Source organism: Paenibacillus mesophilus, assembly GCF_005938385.1.
Classification (GTDB): Bacteria; Bacillota; Bacilli; order Paenibacillales; family NBRC-103111; genus Paenibacillus_AB; species Paenibacillus_AB mesophilus.
Map to the genome: position 1 here is coordinate 75,143 of NZ_VCRA01000002.1, position 13,061 is coordinate 88,203.

General features: G+C 51.1%; 10 protein-coding genes. 7 read left to right on the forward strand and 3 right to left on the reverse strand.

The annotated features are described in order from the left end of the window. Positions 1 to 147 precede the first annotated feature (147 nt). Positions 148 to 1,476, forward strand: coding sequence for an ABC transporter substrate-binding protein (locus tag FE783_RS02990; RefSeq protein WP_138877849.1), 1,329 nt, complete (start codon positions 148 to 150; stop codon positions 1,474 to 1,476). 164 nt (positions 1,477 to 1,640) lie between these two features. Here the strand turns inward: FE783_RS02990 and FE783_RS02995 are convergent, their stop codons facing one another. Beyond that, positions 1,641 to 3,956: an alpha-galactosidase gene (locus FE783_RS02995; protein ID WP_238402866.1), complete on the reverse strand. Its 2,316-nt coding sequence runs from the start codon at positions 3,954 to 3,956 to the stop codon at positions 1,641 to 1,643. Positions 3,957 to 4,740: 784 nt separating this feature from the next. On the opposite strand from FE783_RS02995, the gene FE783_RS03000 reads away from it, so the two are divergent. From FE783_RS03000 to FE783_RS03010, 3 genes are read left to right on the forward strand one after another with little or no spacing between them, the layout of a single operon-like run. Next, positions 4,741 to 5,199, forward strand: a complete 459-nt coding sequence (locus tag FE783_RS03000; protein ID WP_138877851.1) for a DUF2269 family protein — start codon at positions 4,741 to 4,743, stop codon at positions 5,197 to 5,199. An 18-nt stretch (positions 5,200 to 5,217) separates the two neighbouring features. Next, positions 5,218 to 5,967: an SDR family oxidoreductase gene (locus FE783_RS03005; RefSeq protein WP_138877852.1), complete on the forward strand. Its 750-nt coding sequence runs from the start codon at positions 5,218 to 5,220 to the stop codon at positions 5,965 to 5,967. A gap of 50 nt (positions 5,968 to 6,017) precedes the next feature. Further along, positions 6,018 to 8,072, forward strand: a complete 2,055-nt coding sequence (locus tag FE783_RS03010; protein WP_138877853.1) for a helix-turn-helix transcriptional regulator — start codon at positions 6,018 to 6,020, stop codon at positions 8,070 to 8,072. Here FE783_RS03010 and FE783_RS03015 read toward each other — a convergent pair. After that, positions 8,017 to 9,327, reverse strand: a complete 1,311-nt coding sequence (locus FE783_RS03015) for a sensor histidine kinase (protein WP_158301596.1) — start codon at positions 9,325 to 9,327, stop codon at positions 8,017 to 8,019. The genes FE783_RS03010 and FE783_RS03015 overlap by 56 nt on opposite strands. 35 nt (positions 9,328 to 9,362) lie before the next feature. Continuing rightward, on the reverse strand, positions 9,363 to 10,055 hold the full coding sequence (locus FE783_RS03020; RefSeq protein WP_138877855.1) for a response regulator transcription factor: 693 nt from the start codon (positions 10,053 to 10,055) through the stop codon (positions 9,363 to 9,365). 199 nt (positions 10,056 to 10,254) lie between these two features. Between FE783_RS03020 and FE783_RS03025 the strand changes: the two genes are divergently transcribed. The 3 genes from FE783_RS03025 to FE783_RS03035 are packed head-to-tail and all read left to right on the forward strand — an operon-like array spanning position 10,255 to position 13,036. Continuing rightward, complete coding sequence (locus FE783_RS03025; protein ID WP_138877856.1) at positions 10,255 to 10,605, forward strand: DUF6220 domain-containing protein; 351 nt, start codon at positions 10,255 to 10,257, stop codon at positions 10,603 to 10,605. Between the two features lie 41 nt (positions 10,606 to 10,646). Next, the gene (locus tag FE783_RS03030; protein ID WP_158301597.1) at positions 10,647 to 11,486 is read left to right on the forward strand and encodes an SGNH/GDSL hydrolase family protein; all 840 of its coding nucleotides are present in this window, start codon (positions 10,647 to 10,649) and stop codon (positions 11,484 to 11,486) included. Further along, the gene (locus tag FE783_RS03035) at positions 11,483 to 13,036 is read left to right on the forward strand and encodes an MDR family MFS transporter (RefSeq protein WP_138877858.1); all 1,554 of its coding nucleotides are present in this window, start codon (positions 11,483 to 11,485) and stop codon (positions 13,034 to 13,036) included. Before FE783_RS03030 ends, FE783_RS03035 begins: the two co-directional genes overlap by 4 nt. Positions 13,037 to 13,061: the final 25 nt, after the last annotated feature.

Sequence of the window (13,061 nt, forward strand, 5' to 3'; positions counted from 1 at the left end):
AAACAAAAATGGATAAGAAGTGGACAAAAGCTGCAATATCCAAAACTAGCGAAAGACTTTATTATGGCTTTAACCGGTATTCGTAAGTGCAATGGGCGCCCTAACGTGCAAGCGTTTCAACTATACCAATCGGGGAGAGATAATTAAATGGTCAAATTACGCATCGTTTCTTTTATGGCTGCCCTTTTAGTAATGCCAAGCCTACTGATCGCCTGCAGTCAAAACGGAGAAAACGGCAAGAAAAGCCAGAACGGGGACGGCCAACAGACTGTGCAAAAGACGGAATACAAAGGGGGCCCGGCTGAGCTTCTGGTACTCGATGTAAACACCGGTACGACAGACGAACAGTTCAAAAAATTTTTTGTCGATCCGGTTAAAGCCAAATATCCGCAAATCAATCTGGTTCAAACGCGCGACCCGCTAGACAAGCTGCTTGCAGCAGGTACGCCGCCCGATATGGTACTGGTCAGCAACCCTGCCTTGGCGACCATACTCGAGGCCGATATCCCGGAAGATTTGACGGCGATGGTCAAAACATACGGCATCGATCTCGGCCGGATGGATCAAGCCGTTGTCCAACAAATGATGAAGCTTGGCGATCAGAAGGCGTTTTACGGGATGCCGTTCGCCATGAACTACGGAGCGACGGTGTATAACAAAGATATATTCGATAAGTTCGGGGTTTCATATCCGAAAGAAGTCATGACTTACGAAGAGATGTTGGAGATGGGAAAAAAACTGACCCGCGCCGACGGCGGTACGGATTATATCGGCGTCATGCCGCCCGACCTGAGACAGATGTACTGGCAATACGGCTTGCCCGTGTTCGATAAAACGAAAGGGAAGGCGTCCTTCACCTCGGATAAGCACGCTCAGGTATTTGCGCTGCTCAAGCAGTTTTACTCCATTCCGGGCTATGTACAGGATGGAAAATACAGACACTCGACCGACCTGTTCTTCAAGGAGCAGCGGATGGCCATGTTCCCGAACTTGATTGCCGCCTTTAACATTTTTTTCACCAACGCGGGAACGAAAGATGCGTTCAAATGGGACCTGGCCGCCTTCCCGAGCTACAGCGATCGGCAAGGAGCCGGGCTGGTCGTCGACTTCCATATGGCGGTCGTCAACAAATCGGGCAAAAACAAGGAGGCGGCTTATCAAGTATTGCTCGGCCTGGTGAGCGAGAACGTGCAGACGATGCTCAGCAAAGCCGGACGGTTGTCCGTCCTGAACGACCCGGGCATCCGAAATGTATACGGGTCGGACAGCGATTTGTTTAAAGGGAAAAATTTGCAGGCGATCTTCAAAGTAACCCCGTCGCTGTTGCCGGAAGCATCCAAGTACGATCCAAAAATCAACGGCTTGCTGAACGAGGAAGTAACGAAGAGCGTCGTTATTGACGGAATCGATATCAATACGGCATTGCGAAACGGCGAAGAGAAAGCAAACAAAGAAGTAGTGAATGTTCTCAAGTAGATCTACCCATTACCCCACCTACGAGGGCGGTTCCAGAAATAACTTAGCGACCGCTCTCCGGTGGAATACCGGAAAACGATCGCCGCATGAGCGCTCTTTTTTTCTCTGCCTGCTTGACGGGGATATGACCATCGGAACGTTTCCCGGCAGCCTCATTTATTTTTTCATTCCAAAATGACCCTCTCTTCCCCGACATGCAGCAAGTTGTGAAATTCCGCTTCGTCTTCCGGTTCGAAATCAATGCGCCAAGTGAGTGTCTCTGTTCGAAACGCCAAAGGTTTGAGGACAATTAAGCTTTTATCCATTGGGACTTTTGCGGTTTGAAGCCCTTCATATTGAACGGGCTTCCACCCTTTCGGAAGCTTCAAGAACAAATTCCCTGCTTCCCCTTTTGGCCGGATGCATACGCCGCTCAAATAGCGTTTGTTCGGATTCCACTCAAGCTGTTCGATTTCGACCCCTCCTTGGGTTACATGCATATCGGTCCCTATCAGCCAAGGATGCGGCCTCGACCTGGCTATTCGAAATACCCGGATATGATGGGGGGGCACCTCGACTTCGAGACGGTCTTTTATTTCACCCAAATACATCTCGTTCCAAAAATCAAACACGGTGTAGGCAGGGCCGTGTTCCAACCCAAGTTTGTCCAGCGAGAGCTCCATTTTTACAGTCCTAGGTTCGGTATTCAAGACGCCGATAACGTTCCATTCGTCCCAGCCCTTCTCGACCTTCAAATTGAACATTTTGGGCCAATCCGGGTATACGGCGTCAAACAAGTCTGCCGGTTTTGCCATCTTGTTGTATGGCGGAAGCGCCTTCTTGATAAGCGCAAGCCGTTCTTCGCCAATGGTCGAAATATCGTCCCCGAGCATCACGGGACCGCCTGACAAAGCAAACATGCTGACCGTGATAATCGCTTCGTTCAAAGGAATAGGCTTATCGATGGTCATCACATTGAAAGCGTCGTTATAATATAACTTCCGATCCGTAAAATAAGTGTTGGCCATTGTGGTCGATACGGTTCGAATCAAATTCCACGCATTGATCGTATACATGGCAGGGTATTCATTCATCCCTTTTATAAGCGGACGTCCTTCACCGCAATCGGGGGCAACCCTTACAGCATCGACACAACCGATGTTTTGGAATGTTGTTCCGGTCGAAGACAAAATATACGCATCTTCGCCTGCAGCTTCCCGGATCGTTTTCAAAGCCTCTCTGTACACTTCGGGACCTTTCACCTTGGAGCGGTCGAAATATTCATCATAGAGGAAGTGTCCCGGGGTCGAGCCCGATCCCGCATAAAGAAAATCGATCATATAGTACCTGATCCCCAGCTTCTGGTAAAATTCAAAGGTTCGCTTCAAAAAGTCAACCGTATCGGGATGACTTCCATCCAGGCAGTAGAAGTTAACCCGTTCGTCAGGCGGCAAATCGCCGGACTTCCCGAACCTCCACCTGGAATTGCATTTGACGAACTCTCCTTGCCTTTTTAACAGATGATGCTTGTGTTCTTCAAATAGGGGACTCAACTTGTCCGGTATCCAGAAAGGAGCGATCCAAAAGCCAAGACGTTGCCCGTTTTTCGCCAATTTGGAAACAAGCCATTCGAAATCGTGGGGGAACGTCGTTTTGTTAAATGCTGTCCAGTTTCCCGGCAGCATGTGCTTTAAATTGCCGATGCTTACCCAGAAATTCGTGACATCAAACCCTTCGAGTCTCGTTTGGATGGCGGCGGAATTCTCCAGCACAAGTTCTTCGTACGTTTGTTGGGTAAAACCGTCCCTCCATGTCCATCCTCCGAGCCAGCCGACGGACGGTTTCGGGGCTATCCGGGGCTTGTAATATTGCCCCACCTTCGTTGCCCAATTTTCCAAAGACGCATAAGGATCGTATGACCAATCGCACCCGATCGTTTCGGACTCGATTTCCTGATCCGGCTGAAGCTCATAATCATCAAAGTCGCAGAAACCATCAACATGAATCTTGTTGTGGGACGTGCTGTATGCAATCTCCGTATTGATTCTGTCAAAGGTCATAAAGCTGCAGTTGAATGCAAGTTTGTGGGACCGATTATACAGCAAACCGACCGTTTTGCTCCGGTGACAGTTGTTTTCAGAATAAAGCTTTTTCACAACATTATCGGTTACCCAGGCCGTTTGACAAAGCACCACCGTTTCCTCGGCTCCCTCGCCAAGATCAATATTGCCGCTCTCGTGCAATAAATGGCATTTTCCGAGCTTAATGGCTGTTTTCCCAACATTTTTGATCCGGGCTTTTATGGTCAAGAAGCTTTCCTCTTCATATAACCGGAACGAGATCGCAAACTTCTTCCCCGTACCTGAGGCGCCACAATCGGCAACAAGTTCCGAGTATCGTCCGTGCAAGTCTTCGCCTTGCGTCATTTCGACCGAATCGGTTTTCTCCAGACAGCGGATCTGGGAGCCATCTACTTCCCATACGAGCGAAAAGGATTCCATGACCAAGCGTTGGTCTGCTGTCCATGACCATGTTCCTGCAACGGAATCAAATGAAATTGCTCCGAATTTGTTACTTAACGGATATAACATGCCTGTATACACCTCTATGTTTTTTTATGGTTTTTGCGATGGAAGGGCGCGCGGTTTACCGCCTGCGATGACTGTAAGGCATTTCGGTCGATCTCCTTCTTGTTGCTGCATGACGCCCTCCTATTTTCTTTATTGATTCAGAAAGTTTAACTTCGCTAAAGCGTTAAAGCGAAGTGCGAGTTTCTGAACCAAGAAAAACTTCCGGTGTTCGGGGTCCCCGAAAAGTACCTGGCGTAATCTTCGAAGGATAGCGTCACTTTTTGGGGTGAGAGTAGCGGTCGCTCATCTTTGAAGTACGTCGATAGACGTTTTTCTTAACGATAAGGAAAGTTTAACTTCGCTAAAGCACTAAAGCGAAGAGAAGCTTTCCTTACCAAGAATAAGCTACCGCTAAAACACGAATGCACATCATCGAAAGGCTTCGATCAGAAGCTTTTCTTATATTATCTCTTGCCGTACAGTGCGGAAACAGCACATATCGTCTGCTTTTATTGTCATATTGTCTTTGCTTCTCAGTGTGTGACTGCGTGCACGTTTTTCAACAATAAAGGCGTACATTGCCCACTCCCACCCGACTACTACCTTTCTACTACCTGTGTATACTACCGTGCCCCGGTACGTGGATGATACAGTAAAGAAGTTCAAGGATGACGCGTCTAAAGAACAAATGAAGGAGCTTGGGAGTGGGTAGAAGATGGAATGGCTTATATTGATCCACGTGGTGTCGGCGATTATCGGCATTGGGCCGACTTTTTTCGGTCATATGTTGTTCAGGAAGAGGCAGCAGGGGGAGCAGCTTAAGCAGTCGTTGGCATTATTTCAACTGCTCAACTACTTTCCGAAAATAGGCGGGACGATTGCCGTCGTGTCGGGAGTAGTACTAGTCGCCATGTCGGGCTGGAAGTTCTCGGATCTATGGATTTGGATTTCTCTCGTCTTATATGTGCTCATTCAGGTCGTTGCTGTCGGTATGCTCGGTCCGGTAGTAGGTCAATTAATACACGCATTGAATAGCGGGGATGAAAGCCCGGCTGATCGGGGCACCTCGACGAACAAGGCGGCCGTTCTCCTCGCGAAAGCGAACCGGTTATACAACACCGCTTCGTTCATGGGCATCGTTTTGATTATTCTAATGATCGTAAAACCAATGTGAAGCAGGAGGAAACAATCGATGAATTTACATGGAAAAGTAGCCTTCATCTCGGGTGGCGGCCGGGGCATCGGAGCGGCCGCGGCACTGGCGCTGGCGAATCTCGGAGCAAGTGTTGCCGTGAATTATTTGCAGCAGGAGGATTCCGCACAAGCGATCGTCGACCGCATTCGGAATGCGGGGGGCAAAGCGGAGCCGGTAAGGGCGGATGTGCGTGATCCCGACCAGGTGAGCACCGCCATTACCCGTATACAGGAAACGCTTGGCGATATCGACATCCTGGTGAGCAATGCAAACATGTCATTCGTGATGAAGCCGCTGATCGGGATGCAGTGGGAGGAATATGCCCAGAAGCTGAATGACGAGATGAAGGCGGCTTTTACGTTGACACAAGCGGTTTTACCTGCTATGATAACCCGCAAATACGGAAGAATCGTCTATATATCCAGCAGTGCGGCCGATGTCGCAACGCCTTACTTGGCCGCACACGGCTCGGCTAAAGCAGCGCTGAATGCGTTCGCGAAATATGTTGCGCTTGAGAACGCCCCTCATGGCGTTACGGCGAACGTTGTCTCTCCGGGACTCGTCCAGACGGACGCGTCGCGCTACACACCGGATGCGATCAAGCAGCAGATTGCGGCTATGACGCCGATGCAGCGGGTGGCGACGCCGGATGACGTGTCGGGTGCGATCGCATTCCTGGCGAGCGAGGAGAGCCGGTTCATTACGGGAACATGCACGAATGTGAACGGCGGATTGATCATGGTGTAGTACGTATCGAAGCGGCTGTATTTTAAGGAAGAAGGGTGCGGTTCGGAGGCATGGCGAAGGAAGCGGACAGCGCAAGTGACGCGGGAGAACGATTCGTTCACGAGATCGATCAGATTGAACGGCATTATCTGGTAGGCAGGCAGAAGGAAGTCCAGTTTTTCCGGGAGCAGCTATCGGAGAAGCGGCATAGAGGACGTATTCTGAACGTGTATGGCACGGGTGGCGTAGGAAAAAGTTACCTCCTCGACGAATTCCGCCGGATTGCCCATCAGGATAGGATGCGATTCCTGCTGCTCGACAGTAGAGATTTCCCGCATAATCCTCATGACTTCTGTCTCCATCTTCTGCGGCTGCTTCGCTATAGCCTGGATGAGCGGACTGACAACCTGAATCGCTTGCTGGAGTTGTGCCAAGAAGCGATTATGCACGAGCCCGAGTCGGATGGAGTCATCCTCGCGTTGGATACGTTCGAGGAGCTGGGGGAACTGGAATATTGGTTCCGTGAAGAGTTCCTGACCCAGCTCCATTCCAAAGTGTTCGTCATTATATCCGGACGTTATCCGATTCAAGGCGCTTGGCTGTCCTCTCCCGCGTGGCGCCGGCTGATCAGCCATATGCCGATCGGGGATCTCGACTATTTCTCGGTCAAGGAATATTTGGGCCGTTCCGGGTTCGAGACGGAGGACGATATTCACCGGATATGGAGCAAGAGCAAGGGACATCCGTTGACGCTGTCCCTGCTCGTGTCCACGACGCTCTCCCAGGCGATGCAGCCGATGGCGTTCGAGGAGCACCATAGCGTGTTCGCCCAAGTGGTGCATGCATGGCTGAAGGAGCTTCCGGACCCGCAGCTTCGGGAGCTTGTGGAAGCGGCGGCGCTGCTCAGGCATTTCAATCAGGAGCTGCTTTCGTGTGCCATGAACAGCCCGGTCCCGACGGAGCATTTTCTTAAGCTGGTCGGGCTTTCCTTCGTCCGCCGGGTGGATCGGGGTTGGCTGCTTCACGACCTCATGCGGGACGCGATCACTCACGAGCTTCAACTGCGCGCACCGGATCAATACGGGAAAATTCGGAAGCGCTGCGTTCTCTACTACTATGATCTGATCAAGGAATCGGTGCACAAGAAATCGGTCGCCTGGGAAACGGCCGAATGGTTTTACTATATCGGCGATCCGGCAATCCTCGCCTTCTTCTATCAGAATTCGGGCACCCATCGGTGGGAGCCGCTCAACAGCACCAATTGGTCCGAGGCGGAGCGTTATATCGACAACAGGAGATCATCGGCCAAAGAAGCGAGAATTACTTATACGAATCCGGAAACATCGGAACGTCATGATTACGTTATTTCGGCGGAAGAAAATCTGTATACGTTGAAGCATATCCACCTTCAAGAGCTGTATGAGCTGGACGCGAGCATCGTCAAACTGATCCGGAACGGCAGAGGAGAACTGTCGGGTCTCTCGGTAATCATACCGATCAATGTACACACTTTGGACTATTTGCGTACGCATCCGCTCTCTTCGGCCTATTTTGCAGGCTTGCCCGAACAGAGGCTGAAGGAGTTGAAGGTGCCTCGGGAGTCGAAGGCGGGGTACTTTGTGAAGACGATCGACATTCCCGATTTCGCAGACCAATCGATGCGCGCAGCCGCCGGCTTGACCTTTATCACGCATATCATTTCAGCCGGATTCCTCGTCGCCGCCCCTCCGCCCAACCCGTTTTTCGGCGAAATCCACAAAGGCCTAGGCTGTGAAGTCGCCAAGCATGCATTGCATTACGATTATGACGGTATAACGCCGACGCCCTACTATGTCATTGATACAAGAGGAACTAAGCTGCAAAGTTATCTGAACAAAATGCTGGCGAGCTTCGGCATGCTGGACGAGCGAAGAGATGGGCAAGAGGGACTCGCCACCCTGTCATCGCGCGAGAAGGAAGTCGTGGAGCTGATCATGAAAGGGCATACCAACATGGAAATCGCAGCCAAACTATTCCTCAGCGAAATGACGGTTAAGAAGCATTTGACGAATATTTTCAGGAAGCTGGACATTAAGAATAGAAACCAGTTGACGATTTTGATGGGGAAGCGACAATCCACCCTGTAAAAATTGCGCCCCCCGTCTCATTGCGGTTTCGAGCCGTGAGATCGCCATGGTGTGCCCGCAGAATACGCTGTGCAATCGTGAGTCCAAGTCCGGTGCCGCCGTATTCCGGATTCCTCGAATCATCGCCCCTGTAGAACGCTTCGAATATATGAGGCAATTCATGCTCGGGAATTCCCGGACCCGTATCTTCAATCGTAAAGAGGACTCGTGTCTCCTCCATATGAAGGCGGATCGTGATGACGCCGTTTCTCTGCGTATGACGAAGGGCGTTATCGAGCAAATTTCCGATCGCTCGCCTTAGCATATGAGCGTCGCCAAGAAAATCACCTTTCTCCACCGATGCAACATATACCAAATCTATATCTCTTTCCTTGGCTGACGGCATATATTCCGCAACTATATCGGTGAAGAAAGCGCCTATATCCAGCTGCTCTCGTCGCAGCATTTGATTCAAGGATGCCAATTGGCTGTAAGAAAAAAGATCCGATACGAGACGCTCCAGCTGTTCGGCCTTTTTGCTGCAAATCGCGGCATATTTGGAAGCTTTCTCGGGATGACTTGCCAGACCTCGTTCCAATCTCGTCAAGAACCCTCGCAATGCAAATAATGGCGTCCTTAAGTCATGTGCAATCGAGCTTATAAAAAAACGCCGTTCTTCTTCCAGTTCGGACTGACGAATCAGAGACTCCCGAAGCCCCTTGCCCATTGCATGGAAAGCTGCACGTACATCCGCCACTTCCATTACGGTAGAAGCGGGGAGATGAAAATCCAGATCGCCGCCGGCGATTCGTCTCGCTGCGGCACTCATCGCTTCCAAAGGCTTCACGACGACACGGCCCATCTGACACCCGATGAATACAATGGCGCATAATCCTGCCAGAATGGCGAACGCTGTCGCCAATCCGCTCGTCTGCTCAGGAATGTAGAAGAGAGCTTTTCCTCGCAATTGACCTTGTTCCATGATGTTTAGTTCTCGATATGCGGTCGCTTCCGATCCTGAAGGGATGGATTGATAGATTTGACGATCCGAAGAATCGAGCAGGGTAATCCCCAACTTCGAATCGGCGATCCTGCTTTCCAGCGATGCCTGCCAGCCCGGATCGTGCCAGCGAGCGATGTCCGCCTTGCCAACCTCGGTCATCAAGCTGTTCAAGGCCGTCTGCTGACGTGAAAGCTTGGTGTTCTCCCATACATAACGATCGAGCAGTTCCGGGATTTCATAGATCAGTCGCGGGAGAATGAGCACGATGAGCATGCCGATCAGCATCCATTGACGTATGCGGAGCGGTTTCATCTTCGTACCCCTTCGAATCGGTACCCCACGCCCCACACATTAGTAATGAGTGCAGGCTTTTTGGGATCTTCTTCGATTTTCTCGCGAATTCTTCCAATATGGACGGTTACGGAATGCTTGTCGCCGATCCCTTCCCAGAAACGGTGCAGCAGCTGTTCATACGTGAATACTTGACGCGGGTACTCTGCCAATAAGCGAAGGATATCGAATTCTTTGGGCGTCAAAGGTACCGGGGATCCGTCAAGTCTTGCTTCATGCGCCCTTACATCCAGGACGAGCCGGCCGAAATCGAGCTCGAGCTTGAGATCCTTCTCATGCTTGCCGCTGCGGCGCAGTACGGCTTTAATCCGGGCGACGACTTCTTCGGGCGTTGCGGATTTCACGATATAATCGTCGCCGCCTAGGCTGAGTCCGCGGATTTTGTCCACATCTTCGCCTCGTGCGCTAAGGAATAGAATCGGCGTATCCCGCGTTTTCCGAATTTGCCTGCAAAGCTCGAGTCCGCTCTGGCCGGGCATCATGACATCCATCAAAATGCAATCGATCCGAGAACGGTCCAATGCTTCCATCGCTTGAACGGCGTTATACGCTTCGACCGCTTCAAACTGCTCATCCTCGAGAAAATCCTTCATTAGTTCCACGATTTCCTTATCATCATCGACGATCAACACCGTACGTTTCGTATTCATGTCCGTTCCTCCAACTGCTTAGTCGAAATGAATTGGCCTTATTGTAGCATATCCGTCTTCGCACGTGACCGGTTTGACCGCAATGTAACGGTCCGTTGATCGTTTTGTGACTTTTTCACTAAGTGTTTTGTGATATTCGGAGGTTATTGTAGGAGATGTTGATACACGAATATCTCGCTGTGAGGGGAGGGATGTAACCATGAAAGTTTGGGGCCTCATGTTCAAAATATTGGCTTGGCTGTTTTTAGGCTGTATCGTGGCTCAAGTATTTATTGCCGGGTTGGCCACTTTTTCGGATGCTTCAAATTGGTCGGTTCATACGTCGTTTGTAAAACTATTCGCTTTGGTTCCGCTGATCATGTTCCTGCTGACTTTCGTCGGTGGGATAAAGGGACTCTTGCGCTGGATCAGTCTTGGATTATTTGGGCTCGTCGTGTTTCAGTTTCTGACGATCCAAGTATTCTCATCAGCTTATGTGATTGCTGCGCTTCACCCGGTAATCGCCCTGCTGCTGTTCTGGGGCTCGATCGTAACGGTAAAGCGTTCATGATAATCCCAAGAGAATCGTATTCAAAGGAGAATTGTAAGCCTATGAACCCTACAACAAACCCTCAGTGGGTCAAGCTTGTTCAAACGCAGCATCCAGAGAAACAGCTAAGCTATGCGCGTCAACTGGACGACAACTTGTTAGCGGCCATTTACGGCATGGATTTGGAAACGTACCTGATCGTCAAAGGTCAATTGGTTCGGCAGGCGAAGGAAGCGGCGGAGCAGCTGCTGGAATCCCCCGAGTTCGCCGGTCGGGTCGACCGCTTGCCGTTCAAAGCTGGCGAAACCGTTATCGGTGTAGGCGAGAGCACGACGGATGATCTGCTGTCGTGGTTTGAAATTCTGAAGAATTTGCTTGAACTGCAAAGACCGCAGGACGGGATACGCCTGATCAATGAAGGGATATCGGGCAATACCTCGACCCAAGTGCTCGGCCGGTTCAGCGGCATTGTCGCCAAGCAACCGGATTGGATTCTGTGCATGATAGGGGGCAACGATGTGATGCGCGTTGGTCCCGCATCTGCCAAAACGCAAGTCAGCTTGGAAGAAACGGTTAAAAACTTAAACGAGATTCGGCGGATTGCCGCAGCCCGCACCGAATCTCACTGGGTGTGGATTACGCCTCCGACTTTCGACGAAGAGCGAATTGCCGCTTTTCCATACTTTCAGATGGGTCAATTAAGCTGGCGAAACGAAGACATCATCCAGGTTGGGGAAATGATCCGCAGCTTGCCTGACCTGATCGTAGATACGCAAGCGGGATTCGGGCAACCGGCGTTGGCGAAATTCATCGGGTTCGACGGACTCCACCCTTCAATCGACGGGCATAAAGCGATAGTACGCTGGCTTGTTGAAAGCCTTACCGGAGGAAAAGAGAGATGAACGTCGGTTCAAACGGAACAACGAACAGGATCGGATGGGTAATCGCCTCGCTGCTGCTAGGCATTCTAATGGCGGCGATGGATAATACGATCGTTGCGACCGCCATGGGGACGATTGTTTCGGAGCTGGGAGGATTCGACCGTTTCGTTTGGGTGACCTCCGCCTATATGGTCGCTATGATGGCGGGTACGCCGATTTTCGGCAAACTATCCGATATGTACGGCCGTAAACTATTTTTCGTCAGCGGGTTGGCTATATTCATCGCGGGCTCCATCCTGTGCGGCACTGCCCATAGCATCGTTCAGCTAAGCATCTACCGCGCCATTCAGGGCATCGGGGGCGGAGCGATCATGCCTATCGCTTTTACGATTATTTTTGATGTATTTCCGCCGGAGAAGAGGGGGAAAGTGAGTGGGTTGTTCGGTGCCGTCTTCGGCGTGTCGAGTATATTCGGACCGCTTCTCGGCGCTTTCTTGACGGAAACGTTGAACTGGAGGTGGGTTTTCTATATCAATCTTCCGCTCGGCATTGTTTCTCTCGTCCTGATCGCTCTCTGCTACCACGAATCGCAGCGGCACACGAAGCAGAAAATCGATTGGGCAGGCGCAATATCGCTTGTAGCGGCCGTAGTTTGTCTCTTGTTTGCACTAGAGCTTGGCGGCACTGAATATGACTGGAATTCAAGTATCGTCGTCAGCTTGTTCGCAGCCTTCCTGCTGTTTCTCCTTGTATTTATCCAGGTGGAAAGGAAAGCGAAGGAGCCGATCATCTCGTTCGCCATGTTCAAAAACCGGCTTTTTGCGACAAGCAACGCCGCCGCATTGTTCATAGGAGTAACCTTCATTTCCGCAACCGTTTATATTCCAATATTCGTACAAGGGGTGCTGGGAGGCTCGGCGACGAATTCCGGCACGATCTTGACGCCGATGATGCTCGGATCGGTGGTCGGCAGCCAACTCGGCGGGTTTCTGACAACGAGAACAAGTTATCGGAACATTATGCTCGGCGCAACCTTGTTCTTTATTTCCGGAATTTGCTTGCTGGGTTTGCTTACTCCGGAAACGACGCGAACGATGCTCGTGCTGGATATGATATTGACAGGGTTTGGCGTCGGATTTTCGTTCTCGGTGCTCAGCATGGCCGCGATTCATCCGTTCGACATGAGGCAGCGTGGCGCCGCGACATCCGCGAACCGGTTCATGATCTCGCTCGGAACGACGCTCGGCATTACCGCATTCGGCATTATCCAACGCAGTCTGTTTTCGAATAAGATTGCCGAGAACCGCGTACAAGGGCTTGCTTGGAACGGAGGAAGCGGAGAAGGGGCCAACCGCTTTCTGACGCCGGCGGGGAGGGAGCAAATCCCTGGGGATGTACTGGATGCAATAGCACAAGCATTGTCTTCCTCTATCGCGCATACGTTTTTATGGGCGTTAATCCCGGCCGTCTTGGCCGCGGGCGCGATATTTCTAATGTCGAAAGAACGATTGTCTATAGCCGTCAAAAGCACCATAAAGCCTTCCGGGCAGCAGGCAGAGGGGGAAGGATGACGAGGGAGCGGCCAATCCGAATTGG